Below are 23,361 nucleotides of genomic sequence, written 5' to 3'. Positions count from 1 at the left end.
TCATTGTTGAGTGGGGCGGCTTCGCCGCGGGCAGCTGCGCTGCTTTGCTTTTGCTTTGGCTTTTCTGTGGGAGTGAGCCTGCTCGCGATGGCGGCCTGCCAGCCGACCTGTCCTCGCTGATGTACCCGATTCAACTGTAGGAGTGAGCCTGCTCGCGAATGCGGTGTATCAGGCACCATAACGACTGAATGTGCCGACGCCTTCGCGAGCAGGCTCGCTCCCACAGGGATTTAGCTGTGTGCCGTGGATTGGGGGATTTCGTAGTTGTCCAGCACGCGATTCACCGCCAGTTCGGCCAGCATGATCACTTGCTGGATTGCCAGAACGGTATGCCGCTGAGGGCTGTCCACATAGGCGGCAATGTCACTGGCCATCACACTCGCCGACGCGAGGGATTCGCACGCATGGGCCAGCAGGCTTTCGTTGTCCTGATCCGGGGTGACCTGGAACATGGTGCTGGGTTTGTGGGATTTGTCAGGGCTGGCGGGTGGCTTCAGGTAGTGGTCCAGCGCGCGCTCGGCGGCTTCGTGAAGTTTTTTGGATTCGGGGGATTGATACGGGGAAGTGCTTTCGGTTTCGGGTGGATTGGGTGTTGGTTTGAACATAGTGACGCCTCAGGTTAGGGGCCACTTCTCAAAATTGCCGCGACGCAATCTGAGGGTGGCAGCTGTACGCAGGTTCGCGGACCGACCTGAGGCATTCGGCATACCCGAAGGTATCCCGCGTACAGCCACCATGAATAACTGCAAGCAGCTGTTCGGTGGCGGCGATTATGCCTCATAACCCGGGCCGCGACGCCCGGTCGCTGAATTGGCAGCGACCCTACGAGCCTATCCAGCGCATTTCCCAAGCACAACCGACGCGACCTGTCGGAAAACTCCGCGCAACCACCAGATCTGTAGGACAAGCACTTTTCCCACAGTCCGAAAATAACCCAATGACTGAACCTGACCTGCTTGCTAGAGGGGGTAAGTCAGCTCTCGGACAAGAAACCATCCGCCGCCGGTGAGTTCACGTGTTTCATCACCGTGGCGTGCCTTGCCGGAAAGTTGAAAGTTATCGAGGGAGTAGCGATACAGGCTGGGATTGAGTTGAGTTACGGCAACGCTGGAACGGGATGTCACTTCGTAGTCATAAGGCTGGGCACCCCGTTCGGTAACAACATATTCTAAGTAGCCAGAGATTGATGGATCCAGCAGGGTGCGAAGCGAGATAGAGAGTTTTCGTTCGCTCGATGAACCGTGGTTATCTTCGAAAGTGAAACTGTAACCGCCAAGCGGGTTGAAAGATGCCGAAATTCTGCTCGTCAGAAAGCTTGCCAGATCGACCGACGTGCCGCCAATGATGCCTTTTACAGCAACGTTAAGCGTACCTCCTACCCAGACTGCCGGGGATGCGTTTGGATTTGTCATTGGGAGGCTCCTTGTGACTGATGTCTTAAGACCAGGAAGTCTGCGGGGGGCGCTCAAAGCGGTGAACTGTCATATCTGACAGGTTTTTATACTTGTTCGCGATGGAACCTGTTGATATGGGTTATATGGCGGGGGCAGGGTTGATCAGGGTATGGGTGGCCCTGCTCGCGAAGGCGCTGTGTCAGTCCCGCTCAATATTGGATGTTCCGACGCCTTCGCGAGCAAGCTCGCTCCCACAGGGCTTGAGTTCAGCGTGAAAATCAGGCTCACAAAAAAAGGCGATGCCCCCTGCGGGACATCGCCTTTTCATTACCAGCAGCTAACGCTTATTCCGGCAGTTTGTACGCAATGATGTAGTCACCCATCTTGGTGCCCAGCGAGCCGTGGCCGCCGACAACGAGCAGCACGTATTGCTTGCCGTCCTTGCCGGTGTAGGTCATCGGGGTGGCCTGGCCACCTGCTGGCAGACGCGATTTCCACAGTTCTTTACCGGTATTCACGTCATAGGCGCGCAGGTACTGGTCGAGGGTGCCGCTGAGGAAGGCGACGCCGCCGGCGGTGACGATCGAGCCGCCCATGCTCGGCACGCCCAGGGTGAAGCCGATCGGGATCGGCGAGCTGTCGCGGCTGGTGCCGTTCTTGCGTTTCCACACGACTTTGCCGGTGGTCAGGTCGATGCCGGCGACGTAGCCCCAGGCCGGGGCCTGGCACGGTACGCCGAGAGGCGACATGAACGGGTGCATGATTACCGCGTATGGCGCGCCTGTGTTGGGCTGCACGCCAGCGGTTTCGCTTTCGCGCTTGCTGTCGGCGGCGACTTCGGCGCGCGGCACCATTTTCGACACGAAGGCCATGTAGTTCGGGCTGGTGAACAGCATCTGGCGAACCGGGTCGACCGAGACGCCGCCCCAGTTGAACACGCCGACGTTGCCCGGGTAGATCAGGCTGCCCTGTTCCGATGGCGGGGTGTACTGGCCCTCATAACGCAGTTCCTTGAACTGGATGCGGCACAGCATCTGGTCGAACGGGCTCGCGCCCCACATGGCTTTTTCGGTCAGTTCCGGGGCCAGCAGGTTGAGGTCCGAACGGGCCTGGGTCGGGGCGGTGTGGTCGCCTTTCACGGCGCCTTGCGGAACCGGGATCTCCTTGATCGGGATGATCGGCGTGCCGTCACGACGGTCGAGAACGTAGAGGCTGCCCTGCTTGGTCGGAGCGATCAGCGCAGGTTTCACGCCGTCGGCGGTTTTCATGTCGAGCAAGGTTGGCTGGCTGCCTACGTCCATGTCCCACAGGTCGTGGTGGGTGAACTGGTAGTTCCAGCGCACTTTACCGGTGGCCAGGTCCAGCGCGACGATACCGGCGCTGAATTTCTCGGCGCCCGGGGTGCGGTTGCCGCCCCACTGGTCCGGGGTCTGGTTGCCCAATGGTAGGTAAACCATGCCGAGTTTTTCGTCGACGCTGGCCAGCGACCACATGTTCGCCGAGTTGCGGCTGTAGGTTTCGCCCGGGGCCAGAGGCTCGGTGGCGTCTGGCTTGTCGCTGTCCCAGTTCCAGACCAGGTGACCGTCGCGCACGTCGAACGCGCGGATCACGCCCGATGGCTCGTTGGTCGATTCGTTGTCGGTGACGTGACCGCCCATGATCACCAGATCACGGGTAATCGCCGCGGGCGAAGTGGAGTAGTAGCCGCCGGCGGTGAACGGGCCGATGCCCTGGGTCAGGTCGACCACGCCGTTGTTGCCGAAGCCTTCGCAGATTTTGCCGGTGTCGGCATTCAGTGCAATCAGGCGGGCATCAGCGGTGGGCAGGTACAGACGACGCGGGCAGGCCTGAGCAACGGCTTTACCCGCTTCGGAAATCACTGCAGAGCCGGCGTTTTCAGACTTGGCATAAGCCGCTTCGTCGTAGTACGACACACCACGGCACGTCATGTGGGCAAAGCCCTTGAAGCCGACCGGGCTCTTGATCTGCGGGTCGAAGCGCCACAGTTCTTTGCCGGTGTCCGGGTCCAGTGCCAGCACTTTGCTGTGCGCGGTGCAGGCGTAGACCATGCCGTTGGCTTTGAGCGGGGTGTTTTCGTTGGTCAGCTCGACCGGGTCATCCGCGGTCGGCAGGTCTCCAGTCTGGATGCGCCAGGCTTCTTGCAGCTTGCCGACGTTCTGCGGGGTGATCTGCTTGAGCGGCGAGTAACGGTCACCGAATTCGGTGCGACCGTAAGCCTGCCAGTCGCCATCGGGCATGGCCGGCGCGGTGCTGGTCATGTCTGCGGTGTCGCGGCCCAGTTCGCCGAAGGTTTCGCCCGGGTGGGTGAACAGGCTGGCCAACGCGGTCACGCCGGCCAGGATCACGGCGACGGTCAAACCGCCGGTGCCGATTTTCGCCGGGCCGTTGAGCAGCAGCGGACGACGGAACCACGGCAGCAGCATCACGAAGCCGAGGACAAACCACAGCGCCAGACGCGGCACCAGTTGCCACCAGTCCAGGCCGACTTCCCACAACGCCCACACGGTGCTGGCAAACAGTACGATGGCGTACAGGCCCAGCGCCGCGCGTCGGCGCATCAGCAGCAGAATGCCGGTCAGGGCGATGCCGATACCGGCCAGCAGGTAGTACAGCGAACCGCCGAGCGTGCTCAGCTTGATTCCCCCGGCCAGCATGGCCAGGCCCATCAGTAACAGCAGGATGCCGAGCAGGCCCGGTAGCAGACGGCCCCGACTCGAAGCACTTTCGGTGCTCATAGTGTGATTCTCCGTGACGTTTATGTAGTCCCGCGCTGTAGTCACTTTAGATGACGATTTGGCGTGGGCATGGTTCAGTTGAAAAACTTGTTCGGCTAACGAAATGCATTTGTGTAGGAGTGAGCCTGCTCGCGATAGCGGTTTTTCAGCCACTGGAGAGGTCGCCTGGAACACCGCTATCGCGAGCAGGCTCACTCCTACAGGAGGTTGCGTATTCTTTAGAACGACGACTGGATCTTGATTCCGCCGATCAGGGCGTCGTCGACGTCGTTCACGCCACCGGGGTGGCGGATGTATTGCAGGTTCGGGCGTACGGTCAGCCAGTTCGTCACGTGCACGCCGTAATACAGCTCGGCGCTGTATTCGGTGTCCTGCGGTGGCAGGAAGGACGGATCGTCGTAGTCGTAGACGGCATTGGCGCGGTTGCTCATTTCGGCGTTTTTGCGATAGGCCGGGTTGACGTGCACGCGGGCGAGGGCGAAACCGATGTCATCCTTGGCGCGGGCATCAAACGGGCCTTTGTAGGTCAGGCCGGCCTGCACGTAGTTGTCGATGGCGTTGGTTTTCTTGTCGTGCATCGTCGCGTTGGCGAACAGGCTCAAGCCACGCGAGTTGTCGCTGGCGACGCTGGTGACCTGCTGCTGCACGCCGAGCCACACGCCATGCTTGCTCGACGCGCTGCGGTAGGCTTCGCCGCTGAGGGCTGCCGGCTGGCCGTTCTGGTCTTTATAAACATCAGCGGCCTTGGCGTTGCTGTAGTAGTAGCCGGCGCGGTATTCGCCTGGCAGGCCGTTGAGCTTCGGCGTCCACACCAGCTCGATCGGCAGGATTGCGCCTTGAGTGCCGCTGCCGCTGAGTTTGAAACCGTTGCCGCGATCCAGGTTCGACGGATTCTGCTCATAGGCGCCGACCTGCGCGTACAGCTCCGGCGTCAGGTGATATTTGACCCGCAGCGCCCATTGGCTGACCGGCCAGTTGTACCAGATGCCGCCGACCCAGTTACCGACCTGCGAACCGCAGAAGGCCAGGTTTTGGAAATCGCAGGGGAAGCTGTTGAAATCTTCGCCTTCGCCGAAACGGCCAACCTTGATGTCGAGCTTCTGGTCGAGGAATTTCTGCTGGTACCACATCTGCGTCAGGCGCGTGGTCTGGCCACGGCCCCAGACTTCCTGCGCCGAGGTGAAGCCGCCGACGCGCGGGTCGTTGATGCGGTCGTTGCTGATGTTGTTGCCGCTGCGTTTGGTGAGGGTCAGTTGAAACTCGGCGCCGTCCCAGCCGAGGATTTTTTGCAGGTCAAGATGCGTGCCGAGGCCGAACTGATCGCTGTAGCGCGCGGTGCGGTCGTGGTCATAGCCGCCGTGCAGGTTACTGCCCATTTCGCCGGTGTAATCGAGCTTGAAGTCGTAGCCTTTTTCCGAAAGCTCTGTGCGCGTGCCGTTCCAGTCACCGAGCATCCACGGTGATTCACTGTCGAACGCCGGAGCGGCTTGAACACAAGTGGCGAGGCCCAGGGCGGTGCAGCCGCCAAGGGTGCGCAGGATTGAGATAGCGCTGTCTCGGGGTGAGGAAAAATCAGGCATGAATAAGTCTTTTTTTGGTGTTTTTCGGGTGCGATTGCGGCGCTTCAATATGACGCAGGCAGTGAAGCGTTTAAGCAGAAGGGCGGCAGGATAATGATCTGTTACAAAAAGACAAAGGCCTTTTATAAACATGCATCCTTTCGGATTTGGTAACAGTGCGAAAAGATCGCAGCCTTCGGCAGCCCCTACCTTGAAATGCGTACAACCTGTAGGAGCTGCGAAACGCTGCGATCTTTTGACCTTGACCTACATTTGCAGGAAGGCCTTCCACCCGATCATCCCCTCGGCTAAGGTGCGCGGCTTTAAGCATTTCCACTTCGTCCAAAGGCCCGGCATGAACGAACAATCCCCCGATCCGCTGCACGGCGTGACCCTTGAACAGATCCTCAACGCACTGGTGACTCACTACGAGTGGTCGGGGCTGGCCGAGCGCATCGACATCCGTTGCTTCAAGAGCGATCCCAGCATCAAGTCGAGCCTGACCTTTCTGCGTAAAACCCCGTGGGCACGGGAGAAAGTCGAGCGTCTGTACGTGAAGCTGATGCGCACCAAGCGACCGCTCTGACATGGACAGCGCAAGGCGGCGACGCTTGATCACCTGCCTGGCCGTGTTGGGCTGGACAGGACTGGCGATTCAGTTGTACCTGATTTTTTTCGCACGATTGAGCGTCGGCGCCAGCCTGCTGGGCGGGCTGGTGAGCTTCTTCAGCTACTTCACCATATTGACCAATACGCTGGCGGCGACGGTGCTGACCTGTGCCGTGACTGATCGCGAATCCGCCGTGCGGCGCTGGTTTCGAAAGCCTTGGGTGAGCAGTGGAATTGCCGTAAGCATCGCAGTGGTTGGATTGGCCTACAGTCTGCTGCTGCGGCATCTGTGGCATCCCGAAGGTTGGCAGTTTGTCGCTGATGAACTGCTCCACGACGTCATGCCGTTGCTGTTTCTGGGCTACTGGTGGTGGTGCGTCCCCAAAGGCACCTTGCGCCTGTGGCACTTACCGGTGTGGTTGATTTATCCGCTGGTGTATTTCGTCTACGCCTTGCTGCGCGGGCATTTGCTTGGCGCGTATGCGTATCCGTTCATTGATGTGGCAGTGTTGGGTTATCCACAGGTGCTGGCGAATGCCGGCGGGATATTGGTCGGGTTTGTGCTGGTGGGCCTGCTGGTGATAGGTCTGGATCGCCGAAAATCATTGTAGGAGTGAGCCTGCTCGCGATAGCGGTCTGTCATTCACAGTTGCATCAACTGATAGAGCGCTATCGCGAGCAGGCTCACTCCTACAGGTGGAGCATTACTCTTCGTCAGAGCCTTCGGCGCGCCAGTAACCGACAGCCTTGATGAACTGTTCATCCAGCCCATGCTCATCGATCAGCACACGGCGAATCTGCCGCGAAACCCTGGTCTCGGTTGCCACCCAGGCATACAGATTGCCCTTGGGCACTTGCAACTGTCTGACGGTGGTCAGCAGGTTGTCCTGGCCACCTTCACGCAGCACCCAAATCACGTTGACCTGCGCGGCACTGTCCAGCTTTTGCTGCTCGGCACCGTTTTCCACTTCAATCACCACCAGCGCCTTGCGATTCGCCGCCAGACCTTCGAGGCGGCGGGCGATGGCGGGCAGGGCGGTTTCGTCGCCAATCAACAGATAGCTGTCGAAAATGTCCGGCACGATCATCGAACCGCGGGGGCCGCCGATGTGCAGAAACTGTCCGGGCTGCGCCTGTTCCGCCCAGGTCGAGGCAGGACCGTCGCCGTGCAGGACAAAATCGATGTCCAGCTCCATTTTTTCCAAATCGTAACGGCGCGGTGTGTAGTCGCGCATCTCGGGCAACGGCCCGTTGTCCTTGCCAGCGCCGAGTACCAGGGTCTCCAGCGCCGCTGCCTGCTCGGCGTTCTGCGGGAACAGCAGTTTGACGTGATCGTCCGTGCCCAGACTGATAAATCCGGCCAATTCCGGCCCGCCGAGGGTGATGCGGCGCATGCGCGGGGTCAGGTCGGTGACGCGCAACACTTGCAGCTTGCGTCGTTTGATCTCGTGCATCACGCGGTGGATGGTTTGGCTATCGACTGCAGTCATTCGGCTTTCTCCGGGGCAGGTTGAACGGCAGGGCCGTCGACGATGGCTTTGGCGGTGTCGTTGAGCAGATCGCGTACACGCAGGATTTCTGCCGCGCTCCAGCGTCCGTGATGCATCTGCAGGGCATGGCGCAGGTTATGCACTGCTTCATGAATTTCCGGCGGGCGGTCGTGGCCGCGCAGGGAGCGCTTGCTGACCTCGATGCGCATGCGCACGCCGTCGAGCGCCACGGCCTGTTCGCTTAACGACAAACGACCGGTGTCGGTGACGCGGTAGCGTTTTTTGCCACCCTCGGCGTCGCCGGCAATCAGGTCGCTTTCTTCCAGAAAGGTCAGGGTCGGGTAGATCACGCCGGGGCTCGGGCTGTAGGCGCCATCGAACATGCCTTCGATCTGGCGGATCAGGTCGTAGCCGTGACACGGCTGTTCGGCGATCAGCGCCAACAGCAGCAGTTTCAGATCACCGGGGGCGAACACTCGCGGACCGCGCCCGCCGCGCTCGCGGCCGGGGCGTTTTTCGAAGCCGTCGCGGCCATCAGCGTGTTCGCGGTGGGGGGAATGAGGGTCTCTCATTTTTCGCTTTCTCTCGTCGTGTTTAGATACAACTTAAGATATATCTTAAAGCTCGCGCAAGGCCTTTTTCCTCTGATCCGAACGCGCCGGACGAGCGGTTGGCCAGCTTGAACGCAACAATTTATTTTCCGAATCAATAATTCTGCGGCGTAACCCGAGAGTTAAAGTTAACGCTCTAGTTGTCGTAGAGCTTGTATTCTAAACAGTGCTAAGTTGGCATGCCTGTTGATTAAAGTTGCTGCATGGTTTTTTCCGGATAACTGTATGTAGGGGATAACTTACAGTTACTTTTGCAAGTCTCTGTTTTTCAGTCTTTTTTCTGGCGGGATCAAGGGGTGTTGGGCTACGTGGTTGTCGGAAGTTGCCTGCTTACATTCCAGAGGTAACAGTCGATCATGCCCCGGCGTTGAAGGTTCGAATTGATTTGTCTCAACTAGAGATACGGTCGGTTGGAACTTTGAATGAACTCCCTTATAGACAGAAACAGGTACTGACCGATGTTCAAGAAACTCGCAATCGCTGCTCCTCTGGCACTGGCCATGGCTTCCACTGGCGCGTTCGCCGCCGGTGAAGCTGCGCACTCCATCAGCCTCGTCGCTCACGTGCCGACCAATGGTTTCTATATCGTTCCAACCGACCCTGATCTGGTCAACAAAGACCAGGACATGAGCTATCAGCCGGCGACCGGCAAGATGCGTGACGTGACCGGTTTCTTTGACGTGCGCAACAACAGCGGTTCGGTTCACGCCAGCCTCGACAGCGTGCCGAAGTTGATCTCCGGTTCGAGCAGCATCGATCTGCAAGTGGCGATCAACAACAAGGTTTTGACCCTGACGCCACAGGAAATCGTCGGTGAGGCTGAATCCGACGTGAACTACCGTGCGCCGCTGAAAATCAGCGCCGTTGGTAACACTTTCACTCCGGGCGATTACACCGGTGTGGTTGCGATGACTTTCGACGCCGTTCCTCCGGCTGGGCCTTGATCGGCCCATTCGGCCTTCAACCCTGACGGTAGTCAGCGTTTACCGATTGGGGCAGACAGCAATGTCTGCCCCGTCGGACTTCCATCCTTCGTAACCAGAGTAAGAGTTCATGTTCCCGATGACACCCATCGCGGCTGCGCTTGCGCTGTTGTTTTGTGCCAGTGCAGCCGTGGCTTCCAATTCCGCTGGCACGACGCCTCGCAGTCTGCTGGCGCAGGCCAAGGGCTTGCCAGCTGATTTCGAGGAGCATTTCTTTGATGTGCCGCTGGCGGTTCGAGTCGAACTCGATCAACAGCCGCTGGGTGAGGCCATGGTGGTGCTGTCGCGCGATGATCGCATCACCCTGCTCGAATTCACCGACACCAGCGAAAACCGTTTTGGCCCCACCGAGCGGGAAAAATGGGCGAGCGTGCTCAAGCCCGGCGTACCGTTGGGGACGTGCAGTAGTGCCTGTCCCGAGCAGTTGCTGGCGGTGCACTACAACCTGGAAAACTCGACGGTGTCGATCCTCACCGAAAACGCCGAGCGCGACGCTTCGGTCAAGCGCTATTACGAGCAGCCCAACGGCGGCAGCAGTGGTCTGATGGTGCGTAACCAGCTCAACCTCAATGGCGGCCAGGAACAGGATCTGGGCGGGCGCTTCGGCCTGGAGGCTACCGGCAGCCTCGGCAACTGGAGCCAGACGCTCAACCTGCAAGTGGCGCGCCTCGGCGGCCCGGACGACAAGCTCTACCATGCCGTGCACGAACTCCACACCCAGCGCGAACTGCAAGGCAGTTTTTTCCGTCTGGGCTATTTCACCCCCAATTCCGAAGGGCTGACGCGCCAACCGCGTACGTTTGGCACCAGCCCCGATACCGCCGTGGGCATCATGTACGGCAGCTCCGACAGTCTGGCCATCAACTCGCCGATGCCCAGCGTGTACCCGATCTATGTCACGGCCAACCGCCAGGGTTCGGTGGAAATCTGGCGCGATGGCCTGCTGATCAATACCCAGTCAGTGCCCGCCGGTTTGCAGACCCTCGACACCCGTCCCTTGCCGGGCGGTATCTATGAAGTGGAAGTGCGCCTGATCGAAGACGGCCAGATCACCTCCACCACCCAGGAGTTGGTGTACAAGCCCAACAACTGGCGCAACCTCGATGACCGCTGGCGCTACAACGTGTTCGCCGGCGAAGAAAGCAAGTTGCTGAGCAACTGGGACACGCAATCCAGTGGCAGTCCGACCGCGGGCGCGGCCGTCAATTACCTGCTGCATCCGCGGGTGATTCTCGGGATGTCGGCGCGGCAGATCCGCGAAAAACTGCAATACGGCACGTCCATCGACTGGACGCTGGCCAACCACATCAGCCTGTACGCCAACGTCTACAAGACCGAGGACTACGGCACCGGACTTGACCTGCAAAGCTTGTATAACTACGGCGCCGGCAGCATCGTGATCAGCCACAACCGCAGCTGGCTCGACACCACGGACACCTACGACACCCTGCCCGATGGCACCCGGGTACGGCCGCGCAATGTGTTTATCGGCCAGACCAGCAATTCGTCGCTGGCGCTCAACCATCGGGTCAACAGCAAGAGTTCAATCAACGCTCGGGTGTCGCACAGTGAGGGCAATGTCGAGGGCTTCGGTGTCGACATGGGCTGGACCCAGCGCACCGAGCTGTTCGGCAGCGATGCCAGCTGGCGCTTGTCGATCTTTGATCGGCCGGGCAGCTACAGCAGCGGCGATGCGCGCAATCGCGGGGTCGACCTGAGCGTCAACCTGGCGCTCGGCGCGCCGGGCCAGCAGATCACCGGCAGTATCGGTTCACGCACGGCGCGTGACGGCGCGCGCGACAACAATGCTTCGCTCGGCTGGCGCAGGGATTTCAAAGACCACGTGCTGCAGAACGTGTCGGTCACCGCGCTCACCGACACCTATGGCGTGGGCATGTCCAGCCTGGCGAACTTCCGCACCGACACCGTCGGTGGCGATGGCTTTGTCCAGCGTTCGTCCTACAACGGCAATTTCACCGGTGGCCTCAACCTCGACAGCACGCTGGTGATCGGCGGCGAGCAAATGCTCATGACCAGCCAGAGCGAGGTGCGCGGCGCGGGGATGATTGTCGATGTCGAGTCGGACATCGAAAACATCTTGCTGCGTGCCGACGATTACAGCGGCGGCAGTGCGGCGTTGAAACCGGGGCGCAATTTCATTCCGATCACCGCGTATCAGAACAGCTCGGTGAGCTTCGATTTCGAGGGCAATAACGTCCCGGCCGCGACCATCGAACCGGCGCGTACCCGCTATCACCTTAACAAGGGCGGGGTGGAGTATCGCAAGGTTCGCGTGATGAAAACCCTGACGGTGCTCGGGCGTCTGGTCGATGCACAAGGGCTGCCGCTCAAGGGCCACCATGTGATCAACCATGCCAGCCGCGGCGTGACCGAGGTCGATGGCTTTTTCTCAATGGAGATGAACGCCGGCTCGCCGACCCTGGAAGTGCGCCAGGGCAATCAGTTGCTGTGTCAGTTCCGTCTCGACGCCGACAGCCATCGGCGTGAAAACAATGTGTTGATGATCGGTGACCTGCGTTGCACGCCAGACACTCTGGCCGACGTGACCTCCACTGAGCAGAAGGCGGGTTGAGTCGATGAAATTGTCCACGACAGTCCTTGGGGTGTGCCTGGCGCTGGCGATGCCCAGAGCGGAAGCGGCGACCCAGGAAATCCGAGCGTTGTTCCAGCCGGATCCGTCCCAACCGAGCAAAAATGTATTCGTCAACAAGACACCGAACAGTGGCTACTGCGCGTCGTATCCGGGTGAATGTGAGCAGAACAGCATGTTCAGCATTCAGTTGCCGGTTCTAATGTCATCCCAGGCACCCTTGCAGCCGGGGGATGCGATCCCGATCAGGGTGCCTGCAAACTGGCGGCAATTGACGGTTACCAATGCCGACACCCAGGAAACCGAAGTGGTCGAGGTGCGCATTACGGGCATCGGGTCCAATTTCATCCTCAGTCATACCGCCGCCGAGCTGACGGGAGAGACCAACAATCTCACCGCGCATCAGGCGTTATGGGAGGGTAGCAGTTGGGTCTATGCGCCCGCTCCGTGCCGGTATAGCGGAGTCGGTTTCTACGGCAGCCAAACCTATCGTTTTTTCTGGAAAGCACCGGTTGAAGCAGACTGCACCAAGGTGGCGCGGTTCACCATTCCGCAGATGACGTTCAACACCCTGGATTTTGCCTATGAACTGCGCACCCCCAATCCGCTGGGGATGTCTTCCGGACTTTACACCGGGTCGATCAACTACACCCTCGGTCCCGCCGGCGATTTCACTTTCGGGTCATCGTTCATGCCCGATGACAGCAACCTGACCCTGGATTTCGTGCTGGATGTGCAGCACACCCTGAAGGTCGAGCTGCCACCGGGTGGCAATAGAGTTTCGCTGGAACCCGCAGGCGGGTGGGCGCCATGGATCGAGAGCGGGAAAAAACCGACCGAGATTTTCCGCGATCAGCCGTTCTATCTGTCGGCGTCGTCGCGCTTCAAGGTCATGTTGCTGTGCAATTCCCCTGGGGGCAACACCTGCCGGCTGAACAGCCCCAAGGGCAACACGACCGACATTCAGGTGGCCATCACCTTACCGCCGGGCATTGCCGGCGCTGGCGGCTACAACGTCACCCGGATGCCATTGCAATACAACAACTGGGTGGGGCCATTCCAGCCCGGACTGTACGTTGATCGCAAGGTCGGTTCGCTGAACTTCTACATGACGCCGTTTGCTATCAACTTTCTGCTCAAACCCGGCGTGAACGACAAGCTGCGCGGCAATATCACCATTATCTGGGACTCGGAAGCGTGAGCGTTCCGGGCTGGCCCTTTTCAATTCTTGTGGAGTCGAAAACGATGAACCGTGTTTTTTTGCTGGGCCTGCTCAGTGTGTTTTGTCTGACCGCGCAGGCCGGTCCGCAGATCAATGTCGGCACCGTGTACGACTATCTGGACGCTGACAAAAGCACCTACCTCAAGCGCGTATTCAACAGCGGCGACGCCACCGCGTTCGTCAAGGTCAACGTGCTGGAGATCATCTACGACGCCAACGGTCAGCCCAAGGAAATTCCGGTGGAGGCCGCCGCCGACGGCGCTTCGCGCAACGGCGTGATGGCCAGCCCGGCGCGGCTGATCGTGCCGGCCAAGGGCATGCAGGGTACGCGATTGTTGTACATGGGCGAGCGTGACCGCGAGCGCTATTTCCGCGTGCGGTTCGTGCCGGTCGTGCCGGAAAAGGAAGACGAGTTTGCCGTCAGCGGCGAAGAACGTGAGGACTACAAAAAGACCCTTACCGCCGGGGTCAACGTGATGACCGGTTTCGGCACGATCTTTTTCGTGCGGCCGAAGGATGCGCGTTTTGCCACGGTCATCAATGAAACCGACAAGCGTTATGAACTGCGCAACGACGGCAACACCGTGGTGATCGTCGACGAGTTCAAAAGCTGCTCCTTGACCAAGGAAACCGATTGCGGCGCGACCACCAAGCACCATGTGCTGGCCGGCAAGACCTTCTCGTTCGACAAGGAAAAGGGCCGCGAATACCGCTTCTTCTTGATCGAAGGCAACGACAAGAAAAACCTCAGGATCACCAGCCGCTAACGCAGTCCGGTGCGAGCCAACAGTCTCGCCACAGGTGCCGTGGCGTGTTTGCGCCGGGCCTGCCTTTCATTGACGCAACGGGTAACGAACATGATCAAGCAATGCACCGTCGTCGCGCTGATGGCCGTGGCGGCACTGACCGCCAGCGCTGCCTGGGCGGCCCGCGAAGAACACACCTTCGAAGTGTCCCTGACCATTCCCAGTCGGCCGTTTTACGTGATCCCGGCGGAGCCGGACTGGATTCATCGCGCGCAACGGCTCAACTGGGATTACCCCACTTCCACCTTGAGCAGCGTGCAAAAGAACTTCGACGTGCGCCATGACAGCAGCGCAATCGAAGCGCGACTGGAGGCCGAACCCTATCTGTCCAATGGCCGCCCCGAGGACGATATCAGTCTGCGCGTGACCTTCAATGGCGTTGAACTGAGTGCGGCGATGACGCCGCGGCAAGTGCTGACCCGCGAAGAAGCGGCGGCGGGCAAACGGGTGATGCTGGAGATCGCCCCGATCAAGCCGGCCGCTGGGTACCGCCAGGGAGACTATGCCGGCAATGTGCTGTTGCTGTTCAATGCCCAAACCCCGGATGCGGGATGACACTGATGAAATTTCACAAACAAGGCCGGCGCATGCCTCGGGTCAGCCAATGTCTGGCGTTGCTCGCGGTGATGAGTACCACCGGGGTGCAGGCGGCCAATCAGGAAATCCGTGCGCTGTTTCAGCCCGACCCGTCCCAGCCGAGCAAGAACCTGTTCGTCAACCAGACGCCCAACAGTGGCTACTGCGCAAGCTATCCTGTGCAGTGCGCCAATGCCAATATGTTCAGTATTCAGTTACCCGTCCGTTTTGACTCAAACCGCGCGATCGTACCGGGGGACGATCTTTCGCTGCGGGTTCCCGTGGCCTGGCGACGGTTGACGGTAACCAACACTGATACTCAAGAGACAGAGGACGTCGAGGTACGCATTACCGGCATCGGCTCGCGGTACATCCTGAGCAACACCGTCGAGGAGCTGACCGGAGTGGTTCACCCTTCCGGCCATGACGTGCTCTGGACATCCCGTGCCGGCTGGCTTTATGCCCCTGCGCCCTGTCTGGGGACCGGCGTGGCCGGGTATACCGCCACCCTTTATCATTTTTTCTGGCGGATGCCGGTGGAAGCGGCCTGCACAAAAACAGCAGCCTTCGGCATTCCCTCCATGTACTTCCAGGGCATCGATATTGCTTACGAACTGAAAACTCCAAATCCGTTGAGCATGAGCAGCGGCCTATATACCGGTTCAATCACCTACACCCTGGGGTCCAGCGGCGATTTCCAGATGGGCTCGATGATGGATGCGGATGACGACAGCCTCACTCTGGACTTTGTCCTGGACGTACAGCACACCCTCAAAGTCGAAATTCCGCCGGGGGGCAACAAGGTCGTGCTGGAACCCGAGGGCGGATGGCAGGGTTGGCTGGAACACGGCCGCCGGCCGACACGTCTTTACCGTGACCAGCTCTTCCATATCTCCGCCTCGTCGAAATTCACCATGAAGATCGAATGTGAGCACGACATGGGTTTTGGTAACGGCTGCGGGATCACCGACCGCGAAACGGGCTACGTCGGCGCCGTGAACGTCAGCGTCAGCCTGCCCAACGGACTGACCGACAGCACCGGACAACCGGTCCGGCGCATGCCATTGCGCCTGACACCGAGCAGTCCGTTTCAACCCGGTATCTACGTTGATCGCAAGCCCGGAACGCTGCATTTCGAGGTCGACCAGAGGGACGTCAACTGGCTGATCGACAACGCCCGGGACAAACCCTACAAGGGCAATATCACGGTGATCTGGGATTCGGAGGTCGGTTAGCGGAGTGAGTCCTTGCGGCCATGCCATTCAGCTATCACGCAGGATGAGCGAAAACCAATTTGTGGCGTTACCAGAGGCCCTCGCAAAATATGCACATCATGATCACGACAAAAAAGGGTTGGGGCCTGTTGGCTTGGCTGCTGGCAGGTTTGTTTGCCTCCACGGTGCGCGCCGCGAGTCTGGATATCACCGCGGTGTTTCGCCCGGATCCGTCGAATCCTGCCCAAAATGAGTTTGAAAATACGACACCACAAGGCGGGTATTGCGGCAATTACCCGACGCTTTGCGAGAATGGCGTGTTCAGTCTTAGCCTACCCATTCGCTTCAAGGCGGTAGCGCCCATCGAGGCACTGCATGACGAGCGCAAAGGTCCGATGTTCCGGGTGCCGTCGTCATGGCGCGACGTCCAGGTCGTTCATGAAGGGACGGGGGAAACCGAGACCGTCAGGATGCGCGTCAATGGCATAGGTGCAACTTACGCCATCACGAAACCGCTTCTGGCCGGCACCTGGCCTGGTTGGGTCAATGCACCCGCGCCCTGTCGATACGGCGGTGTCGGCTACGGTACTCAAGTGTGGTACGCCTTTTTCTGGCGGGTGCCGCTCGATGCCGGGGTGTGCTCAAGGCAGGCAAAGTTAACGATCGACGAGAGCTACGGTTTTTCCTATCGGGATACGGGGTTTTCTTATCAACTCATCACCCCCAACCCGCTCAGAATGTCAGCCGGGGTCTATCGCGGCGTATTGAATTACACGGTCGGGCCGTATGGGGATTTCGACATGGGCGATGTCATGCTGGCGGATGACAGTGCCATCAGCCTCAACTTTGCCTTGTCCGTTGAACACACCCTGAAGGTCGACATCCCGCCCGGCGGCAACCGAGTGGTACTGGAGCCCGTCGGCGGCTGGCAATCCTGGCTGGATCAGGGCCGCAAGCCGACGCGTTTGCTGCGTGACCAGACTTTCAATATCTGGACGTCGAGCCATTTCAAGATGAACCTGCAATGTGAGTATTACAGCAACAACACCTGTGCGTTATGGGAGTCGACCTCCGGCCACTCGGCGCCGCTGGAGGTCAGTGTGACGTTGCCCAACGGCCTGACAGATGGCGCCGGCCAGCCGGTCAACCGCCGGCGGTTGCTGCGTGACGGCAGCGGCACCGAGTTGTTTCAACCGGGCTTTTACCTGGATCGCAAGGTCGGCACTTTGCACTTCGAAGTCGCGCAGGATGCGGTGGATGAAATGATCAAACCTGGCACTGCCCGAAGCTATTCGGGCAGTGTCACGGTGATCTGGGATTCTGAGGTGGGTTAGCGGAGTGAGTCTTCGCGGCCATGCCATTCGGATTCAGCCATTGCCGCCATCGTCACCTGGGTATTCGCCGGCGGTCGGCATTGCGAGTCGCTGCCCGGTTGCAGGTAGGGCGTCAGAATCGGCGCCATGCCCTTGAGCACCTGTGTGGGCAGGGCCGAGGTGAATTTGAAGGTGTCCGCTGAGCGCCCCGGCACGAACGCGGTGAGGGTGCCGAAATGGTGATCGCCGATGTAGAACACGAAGGTCGCGGTGCGGTTGATCGACTTCGAACTGAGGATTCTGCCGCCCGATCCGATGGCCTGTATGCGGTTATCACCGGTGCCCGTTTTGCCACCCATGGCCAATGGCGTGCCATCAGCCAGTTTGAAACTGCCGGAAACACGTTTTGCCGTACCGGCATCAACAACTTGTGAAAGCGCTTCACGCATGGCTCTGGCGACTTCTACCGGCATCACCCGTTTGCCGACATGCGGGTCGTTGACCAGGCGGGTTTCGTAGGGCGTGCCGGCAGCAAAATGCAGGCTGTCGATGCGCAGCGTTGGCAGGCGCACGCCGTCATTGAGGATCGTACCGATCAGCTCGGCCAGCGCCGCAGGGCGGTCGCCGGAGCTGCCGATGGCGGTGGCGAGTGACGGCACCAGGTGGTCGAACGGATAACCGACGCTCTGCCAGCGCTGGTGAATCTCAAGAAAGGCTTCAATTTCCAGCATGGTGCGGATTCGGCTGTCGCGTGCGCCCTTGTGCTTGCTCTTGAACAGCCAGCTGTAGACTTCCTGGCGCTCGAAATGGCTGGCTTTGACGATCTGACTGAACGTCGCGTCCGGATGGTTGAGCAGGTAGCCCATCAGCCATAGATCCAGCGGATGCACCTTGGCGATGAAGCCCTGATCCGGCAAGTCGTAGCTGCCCGGGCCGTAGGCATCGTAAAGCCTGATCAGGCGATCGTCGGTGAGTTTTTCGTTGAGTTTGCTGCCCTTCAGATGCGAGCGCACGAAGCTGTTGAAGTCTTTCTGTTCGGCCTCGGGCAGCAGGTAGCGATGCACGGCGGCCAGGCGGATCGGCGTCGGGCGCATGCCGTCGAGGAAGGTCTCCAGTCGCGCCTGGGTGTCCTTGTTCCGGTACTTTTTCCAGAACTTGAGCAGGAACGAGGTGCCCTCGCGGTCGGCAAAACTGGCCAGGTATTCCTGACGGCGCGGGTCGCGGTCATCCTTGAGCAGTTCGGCACTGCTGTTGGGGCCGGAGTAGGTGATGTAGCGCACCACGTCGCGCATCAGGCGAATGAACGGCAGGTTGATCGACTCGCGCAGGGCATCGCGCAGGGTCGGCAGGCGACCGTTGTCCTCTTTGCGAAAGTTATTGAAAGTGTGCAAGCCACCGCCGGTGAAAAACGCCTCGCCGGGACTCGCCGAGTATTTGCGGTCCAGCGCTGCGCCGAGCATCTTCGACAGGTCGTGGTCCTTGTTCTGGATCAGGTAATCGAGGACCCAACGGCTCAGGCGATCCTGCTCAGGGATCTCGACTTTTTTCAGTTCCGGCACGCCCATGGTGGCGTACTTGTCGTGCAGTTCGGCAATGATTTGCAGGTAAGTGGTCAGCACGCGCATTTTTGCGGTCGAGCCCAGTTCCAGTTTGCTGCCTTCGTTGATGTCGAACGGCTGGTCGGTGCTGTCGGTCTGCACACGCACGCGGGAGCCGTCCGGGGTCAGTTCGAACAGGGTGAAGCTGTAGCGCACCTGGGTGGTGCTGGTCGGAGTCAGCAGGCGTTCGCCGAGCAGACCGATTTCGGCGGCATAGGCCGGGTCGGCGAGTTTTTTCAGGTAGGCGGTGGCCTGGCTCTGCAAATCGCCTTGCAAGGTGCTGGTGGCGGAAAGGTCGAGGCGATCGAGGTCATACAACGGCCGGTTGAGCATGCTCGCCAGGCGGCTGCGGGCGACGCTGATGCCTTTGTTGGTTTCAATCGGCTGCATCGTTGGCTGGGTCTGCCAGTCGCGGTAGCTGACGGTGCTGGCCAGGGCGGCGTCGGCCAGTGCGCTGTCGATCACGCCGTTCTGCTTGAGCAGGCGCAGGTGGCTGTCGGTGAGGTTGGCGAGCTCTTCGCGGCCCTTGGTCAGGTAATGCGATGGGCGGCGCTGGGCGATCATCAGCGAGAGCATTTCGCGCAGGGCCAGGCCTTTGGCGGCCATGCTTTGCGGATCGGTGGCCGGGCTGTTGAGTTGTTCGTTGGCCTTGTTGAAGTCGCTGCCATACCAGACCCGCAACCCTTCGGCCATGCCGTGCACTTCACCATGCCCCGGCACCGCCGACAGTGGCACGCTGTTGAGGTAGTCGCGCACAACGTTCTGCCGCGCGCCGAGGGTTTGCGGACCCTCCTGATAGGCGCGCACGCTGGCGGAGATCATCTGGCGAATCTTTTCGGCACCCGACACAGTCAGGCCATCCGGTGAATGCCGGTACTTTTCCAGTTGCGTCGCCAGCGTACTGCCACCGGCCGACTGTCCCGGCAGGCGCAGCAACTTCGCCACCTGCGACCACGCCGCCATGCCAAAGCGCGGCCAGTCCACCGCCGGGTTGGCCAACGGTTGTTTCGGGTCAAGCAGAAAGCGGTTTTCGATGAACAGCAGGCTGTTGACCACCACCGGCGGAATCGCCGCGAAGCTGGCGTACAGCTGTTGCGGATAGTTGTATTGGTACAACGGCGCGGCGCGGCAATCGGTGATCGACAACCCGGCCTGAATCTTTTCGGAGTAGGGCACGAACAGACCCTTGTCGGTGTAGCTGAGCAGGGCCGGGGAAAAACGCGTCTGCTCGGTAATCACATAATTGCGTTTGAGCAGCCGCGGCAGAAATTCGTCGAGCGAGCTGTAGCCCAGGCGCAGATCGAACGGCCCGTTGCCGGGATAACGAATCGCTTCGCTGGGGCCGGGTTCAAGCTTGTAAGTCAGCGAAGCGGCGTACTGGCTCAATTCCCGGGACTGAAAACGCGAGGTGCGCATTTCCTTGGACGCAGCCAACCCCACAACGACCGCAATGATCACCAGCAACAACCAGAAAGCCTTCCACCCATGCCGGTGACGGCGGGTTTTTTCAGGAATAGGCGCTTCATCCACACGTTCAGTCGGAACCACGGCTTTACTCGAATCGGTTTGCCACAAAGCGCCCATAGTCGATTGATCCATTCACGCAGATTGATCGCACTTGCCTGAAGCTTAGACGGTGGTTGGCGCTGGTGAAAAAATTGTGAAGGGCGGGGGAGGCGGATTATCTGAATAAAACTGGAGCGGACAATTGAACGTAATGATGTATGGATTTATGCAACGAGCCGGTTTCCTCCGTCATGTGAAGATTCACCGTGGCGAGGGGATTTATCCCCGCTGGGCAGCGAAGCGGCCCCAAACCCGGCCAGCAGCGTTTTTGCAGGCACACCGCGTGTAGGGAAGTTGCGACTGCTTCGCAGCCGAGCGGGGATAAATCCCCTCGCCACAGAGATCCTGCTCCGCTCAACGCCGCAAGCATCTCAAGTGTTGTCGGTGTGACGAGAGAATTTTGTAACGAGCGGGTTTTCTCCGTCATGTGAAGATTCACTGTGGCGAGGGGATTTATCCCCGCTGGGCAGCGAAGCGGCCCCAAACCCTGGCAGCAGCGTTTTTGCAGGCACACCGCGTGTAGGGGAGTTGCGACTGCTTCGCAGCCGAGCGGGGATAAATCCCCTCGCCACAATAAATCCCCTCGCCACAATAAATTCACTTATTACAGAGAGCTGTTGCGCTCATAGCCAGCAGGCATCCCAAAGCGGGTAGTCACCGATTTTATCGACCAGTCCGGCTCGCAAGGGATTATTGATGAGGTAGCGGGCGAATGGCTCCCAGTCTTCGCCGTCACGGATCGCGCGGTCATGGTAGCCGGATTGCCACAGCGGTCCGTGACGTCCGGTTTTTCTGTTGACCGCGTGCGTGCAGCGAGCCTTGATACCGCCAATGACTTCGCCAAGTGAGCCGCTTTGCAACTGCATCAACCAATGAAAGTGGTCGGGCATGACAACCCAGGCAATGGATTTCGCGATGCCTTGCTCATGAACCCGACGCAGCTCTGCAACCAATAATCGGCCTGTTTGCCAATCTGAAAATACGGGCCGGCGCTGGTGGATAACCGCGGTGATGAAATAGGCACGCCCCTTTTCAGAGAATCGACCTTGGCGTAGACGGTGGGAATTGGGACGGACTGGCACGTGAGCTTCCTTGCTTGTGTTCCTGGCTTCTCTAAAGGTTAGTGGTTGATTGCTTTGGTTGGCGCTGCAATCGTTGAGTGAAATTTCTGAATTCGCCGGGTGATTTATCGGTGATGAAGCGCAAGGAGAGAGATAGCAGGTGAATCAAGTGCACGGGGGCTGGGGCATGACGCTGCACCATTGCTGTGCAATACTCGGCGCCTTTTTCAGTGGCGAGTCTTCCTACGCAAGGCAGGTAATGCCTTCTGCAAACCGCACTTGTGCCACGACTTGTCACTGAATGTTGTGATTTATAGAGTGAAAAGACCTGCGAAAGGCTTTTTATACTGCACGCCCCGCTGATCTTGCAGGTTGCCCTGCAAGACGCGTCTGCCCACGAAGCCGACGCGGTTTCCTGCCCAGCCAACGCCTATCGGCCGACGCTTCGAGACCCGGTGGTCATATCCAATAACAAAACGAGGTTGCACCCTTATGCCAGTCGGCAATCATCTGCCTCACGGCGAAACCGCTCAGGGCGGTCCGCTCAAACGCGAACTCGGCGAAAGGCATATTCGCCTGATGGCGCTCGGTGCCTGTATCGGCGTCGGTCTGTTCCTGGGTTCGGCCAAGGCCATTGAAATGGCCGGCCCGGCAATCATGCTGTCCTACATCCTCGGCGGTCTGGCGATCCTGGTGATCATGCGCGCCCTCGGCGAGATGGCGGTGCACAACCCGGTGGCCGGTTCGTTCAGCCGCTACGCCCAGGACTATCTCGGCCCGCTGGCCGGTTTTCTCACCGGCTGGAACTACTGGTTCCTGTGGCTGGTAACCTGCGTCGCGGAAATCACCGCGGTGGCGGTGTACATGGGCATCTGGTTTCCCGATGTGCCGCGCTGGATCTGGGCCCTCGCGGCGCTGATCAGCATGGGCTCGATCAACCTGATCGCGGTCAAGGCCTTCGGTGAATTCGAGTTCTGGTTCGCCCTGATCAAGATCGTCACCATCATTGCCATGGTCATTGGCGGCGTCGGCATCATCGCCTTCGGTTTCGGCAATGACGGCGTGGCGCTGGGCATTTCCAACCTGTGGGCCCACGGCGGCTTCATGCCCAACGGCGTAACGGGCGTGCTGATGTCCCTGCAAATGGTCATGTTCGCCTACCTCGGCGTCGAGATGATCGGCTTGACCGCCGGCGAAGCGAAGAACCCGCAAAAGACCATTCCTGATGCGATCGGCTCGGTGTTCTGGCGAATTCTGCTGTTCTACGTCGGCGCGCTGTTCGTGATCCTGTCGATCTATCCGTGGAATGAAATCGGCACGCAAGGCAGCCCGTTCGTAATGACGTTCGAGCGTCTGGGCATCAAGACCGCCGCCGGCATCATCAACTTCGTGGTGATCACCGCAGCGCTGTCGTCGTGCAACGGCGGCATCTTCAGCACCGGCCGCATGCTTTACAGCCTGGCGCAGAACGGCCAGGCCCCGGCCGGTTTTGCCAAGACATCGAACAACGGCGTGCCGCGTTGCGCGCTGCTGCTGTCGATTGCTGCGCTGCTGTTGGGCGTGCTGCTCAACTATCTGGTGCCGGAAAAAGTCTTCGTCTGGGTCACCTCGATCGCCACCTTCGGCGCGATCTGGACCTGGGTGATGATCCTGCTCGCCCAGCTGAAATTCCGCAAAGGCCTGAGCGCCAGCGAACGTGCCGGCCTCAAATACAAAATGTGGCTGTACCCGGTCAGTTCGTATTTCGCCCTGGCGTTTCTGGTGCTGGTGGTCGGCCTGATGGCGTACTTCCCGGATACTCGCGTGGCGCTGTATGTAGGGCCGGCGTTTCTGGTGCTGCTGACGGTGTTGTTCTATGTGTTCAAGTTGCAACCGACTCAGGTGTCGCAAGACACGGCGCGTTCGGTTTCGTAACGTTCAATCGCTGAAAACAGAAAAGCCCCGGTCGTGAGTGAGACCGGGGCTTTTTCGTGAGCGCTGCACAGCGGGGAA

Annotated in this window: 18 protein-coding genes; 10 read left to right on the top strand and 8 right to left on the bottom strand. The window is 59.7% G+C overall.

Annotation, left to right across the window (positions count from 1 at the left end):
* Window positions 1–230: 230 nt before the first annotated feature.
* From HU739_RS23545 to HU739_RS23530, 4 genes are all read right to left on the bottom strand, one after another.
* Window positions 231–605: a DUF6124 family protein gene (locus HU739_RS23545; protein WP_186552372.1), complete on the bottom strand. Its 375-nt coding sequence runs from the start codon at window positions 603–605 to the stop codon at window positions 231–233.
* Between the two features lie 354 nt (window positions 606–959).
* A complete protein-coding gene (locus HU739_RS23540) occupies window positions 960–1,412 on the bottom strand; it encodes a hypothetical protein (RefSeq protein WP_186552373.1) in 453 nt (150 codons plus the stop codon).
* Window positions 1,413–1,738: 326 nt separating this feature from the next.
* On the bottom strand, window positions 1,739–4,150 hold the full coding sequence (locus HU739_RS23535; RefSeq protein ID WP_186552374.1) for a glucose/quinate/shikimate family membrane-bound PQQ-dependent dehydrogenase: 2,412 nt from the start codon (window positions 4,148–4,150) through the stop codon (window positions 1,739–1,741).
* A 218-nt stretch (window positions 4,151–4,368) separates the two neighbouring features.
* On the bottom strand, window positions 4,369–5,730 hold the full coding sequence (locus HU739_RS23530; RefSeq protein WP_186552375.1) for a carbohydrate porin: 1,362 nt from the start codon (window positions 5,728–5,730) through the stop codon (window positions 4,369–4,371).
* Between the two features lie 334 nt (window positions 5,731–6,064).
* On the opposite strand from HU739_RS23530, the gene HU739_RS23525 reads away from it, so the two are divergent.
* The gene (locus tag HU739_RS23525; protein WP_016773359.1) at window positions 6,065–6,295 is read left to right on the top strand and encodes a VF530 family protein; all 231 of its coding nucleotides are present in this window, start codon (window positions 6,065–6,067) and stop codon (window positions 6,293–6,295) included.
* A gap of 1 nt (window position 6,296) precedes the next feature.
* Entirely contained in the window at window positions 6,297–6,929 is a 633-nt protein-coding gene (locus HU739_RS23520) for a Pr6Pr family membrane protein (protein WP_186552376.1), read from the top strand.
* 93 nt (window positions 6,930–7,022) lie between these two features.
* Here HU739_RS23520 and HU739_RS23515 read toward each other — a convergent pair whose 3' ends face one another.
* Both HU739_RS23515 and HU739_RS23510 read right to left on the bottom strand, forming a co-directional pair.
* Entirely contained in the window at window positions 7,023–7,808 is a 786-nt protein-coding gene (locus HU739_RS23515) for a siderophore-interacting protein (RefSeq protein ID WP_186552377.1), read from the bottom strand.
* A complete protein-coding gene (locus HU739_RS23510) occupies window positions 7,805–8,380 on the bottom strand; it encodes a PadR family transcriptional regulator (protein WP_186552378.1) in 576 nt (191 codons plus the stop codon). The genes HU739_RS23515 and HU739_RS23510 overlap by 4 nt, the downstream gene beginning before the upstream one ends.
* A gap of 497 nt (window positions 8,381–8,877) precedes the next feature.
* On the opposite strand from HU739_RS23510, the gene HU739_RS23505 reads away from it, so the two are divergent.
* From HU739_RS23505 to HU739_RS23475, 7 genes are all read left to right on the top strand, one after another.
* Window positions 8,878–9,363 carry a CS1 type fimbrial major subunit gene (locus tag HU739_RS23505; RefSeq protein ID WP_186552379.1) on the top strand — a complete coding sequence of 162 codons (486 nt, stop codon included), beginning with the start codon at window positions 8,878–8,880 and terminating at the stop codon, window positions 9,361–9,363.
* Window positions 9,364–9,472: 109 nt separating this feature from the next.
* The gene (locus HU739_RS23500) at window positions 9,473–11,995 is read left to right on the top strand and encodes a CS1-pili formation C-terminal domain-containing protein (RefSeq protein ID WP_186552380.1); all 2,523 of its coding nucleotides are present in this window, start codon (window positions 9,473–9,475) and stop codon (window positions 11,993–11,995) included.
* 4 nt (window positions 11,996–11,999) lie between these two features.
* A complete protein-coding gene (locus HU739_RS23495) occupies window positions 12,000–13,214 on the top strand; it encodes a hypothetical protein (protein WP_186552381.1) in 1,215 nt (404 codons plus the stop codon).
* A 44-nt stretch (window positions 13,215–13,258) separates the two neighbouring features.
* Window positions 13,259–14,002: a molecular chaperone gene (locus HU739_RS23490; RefSeq protein ID WP_186552382.1), complete on the top strand. Its 744-nt coding sequence runs from the start codon at window positions 13,259–13,261 to the stop codon at window positions 14,000–14,002.
* A 90-nt stretch (window positions 14,003–14,092) separates the two neighbouring features.
* The gene (locus HU739_RS23485; RefSeq protein WP_186552383.1) at window positions 14,093–14,596 is read left to right on the top strand and encodes a CS1 type fimbrial major subunit; all 504 of its coding nucleotides are present in this window, start codon (window positions 14,093–14,095) and stop codon (window positions 14,594–14,596) included.
* 5 nt (window positions 14,597–14,601) lie between these two features.
* Window positions 14,602–15,852 (top strand): cupredoxin domain-containing protein, encoded by a 1,251-nt coding sequence (locus HU739_RS23480; protein WP_225922766.1) that lies wholly within the window; start codon window positions 14,602–14,604, stop codon window positions 15,850–15,852.
* 89 nt (window positions 15,853–15,941) lie between these two features.
* The gene (locus HU739_RS23475) at window positions 15,942–17,165 is read left to right on the top strand and encodes a hypothetical protein (protein WP_407681934.1); all 1,224 of its coding nucleotides are present in this window, start codon (window positions 15,942–15,944) and stop codon (window positions 17,163–17,165) included.
* Here HU739_RS23475 and HU739_RS23470 read toward each other — a convergent pair.
* Both HU739_RS23470 and HU739_RS23465 read right to left on the bottom strand, forming a co-directional pair.
* Complete coding sequence (locus HU739_RS23470) at window positions 17,162–20,326, bottom strand: transglycosylase domain-containing protein (RefSeq protein ID WP_186552384.1); 3,165 nt, start codon at window positions 20,324–20,326, stop codon at window positions 17,162–17,164. The two genes, HU739_RS23475 and HU739_RS23470, sit on opposite strands and share 4 nt — an antisense overlap.
* Window positions 20,327–20,931: 605 nt before the next feature.
* Window positions 20,932–21,390 carry an REP-associated tyrosine transposase gene (locus HU739_RS23465; RefSeq protein WP_186549958.1) on the bottom strand — a complete coding sequence of 153 codons (459 nt, stop codon included), beginning with the start codon at window positions 21,388–21,390 and terminating at the stop codon, window positions 20,932–20,934.
* 471 nt (window positions 21,391–21,861) lie between these two features.
* On the opposite strand from HU739_RS23465, the gene HU739_RS23460 reads away from it, so the two are divergent.
* Window positions 21,862–23,283 (top strand): amino acid permease, encoded by a 1,422-nt coding sequence (locus HU739_RS23460; protein WP_186549960.1) that lies wholly within the window; start codon window positions 21,862–21,864, stop codon window positions 23,281–23,283.
* The last annotated feature ends 78 nt before the right edge of the window (window positions 23,284–23,361 follow it).

Origin of the sequence: Pseudomonas hamedanensis (assembly GCF_014268595.2) — a bacterium.
GTDB classification, from domain to species: Bacteria; Pseudomonadota; Gammaproteobacteria; order Pseudomonadales; family Pseudomonadaceae; genus Aquipseudomonas; species Aquipseudomonas hamedanensis.
Note: the sequence above shows the minus strand (reverse complement) of the source record. Positions and strands in the feature narration are given on the sequence as shown.

Coding starts and splice junctions, on each gene's coding strand:
- HU739_RS23545 (WP_186552372.1), bottom strand. CDS start 605: ATGTTCAAACCAACACCCAATCCACCCGAAACCGAAAGCACTTCCCCG.
- HU739_RS23540 (WP_186552373.1), bottom strand. CDS start 1,412: ATGACAAATCCAAACGCATCCCCGGCAGTCTGGGTAGGAGGTACGCTT.
- HU739_RS23535 (WP_186552374.1), bottom strand. CDS start 4,150: ATGAGCACCGAAAGTGCTTCGAGTCGGGGCCGTCTGCTACCGGGCCTG.
- HU739_RS23530 (WP_186552375.1), bottom strand. CDS start 5,730: ATGCCTGATTTTTCCTCACCCCGAGACAGCGCTATCTCAATCCTGCGC.
- HU739_RS23525 (WP_016773359.1), top strand. CDS start 6,065: ATGAACGAACAATCCCCCGATCCGCTGCACGGCGTGACCCTTGAACAG.
- HU739_RS23520 (WP_186552376.1), top strand. CDS start 6,297: ATGGACAGCGCAAGGCGGCGACGCTTGATCACCTGCCTGGCCGTGTTG.
- HU739_RS23515 (WP_186552377.1), bottom strand. CDS start 7,808: ATGACTGCAGTCGATAGCCAAACCATCCACCGCGTGATGCACGAGATC.
- HU739_RS23510 (WP_186552378.1), bottom strand. CDS start 8,380: ATGAGAGACCCTCATTCCCCCCACCGCGAACACGCTGATGGCCGCGAC.
- HU739_RS23505 (WP_186552379.1), top strand. CDS start 8,878: ATGTTCAAGAAACTCGCAATCGCTGCTCCTCTGGCACTGGCCATGGCT.
- HU739_RS23500 (WP_186552380.1), top strand. CDS start 9,473: ATGTTCCCGATGACACCCATCGCGGCTGCGCTTGCGCTGTTGTTTTGT.
- HU739_RS23495 (WP_186552381.1), top strand. CDS start 12,000: ATGAAATTGTCCACGACAGTCCTTGGGGTGTGCCTGGCGCTGGCGATG.
- HU739_RS23490 (WP_186552382.1), top strand. CDS start 13,259: ATGAACCGTGTTTTTTTGCTGGGCCTGCTCAGTGTGTTTTGTCTGACC.
- HU739_RS23485 (WP_186552383.1), top strand. CDS start 14,093: ATGATCAAGCAATGCACCGTCGTCGCGCTGATGGCCGTGGCGGCACTG.
- HU739_RS23480 (WP_225922766.1), top strand. CDS start 14,602: ATGAAATTTCACAAACAAGGCCGGCGCATGCCTCGGGTCAGCCAATGT.
- HU739_RS23475 (WP_407681934.1), top strand. CDS start 15,942: ATGCACATCATGATCACGACAAAAAAGGGTTGGGGCCTGTTGGCTTGG.
- HU739_RS23470 (WP_186552384.1), bottom strand. CDS start 20,326: ATGGGCGCTTTGTGGCAAACCGATTCGAGTAAAGCCGTGGTTCCGACT.
- HU739_RS23460 (WP_186549960.1), top strand. CDS start 21,862: ATGCCAGTCGGCAATCATCTGCCTCACGGCGAAACCGCTCAGGGCGGT.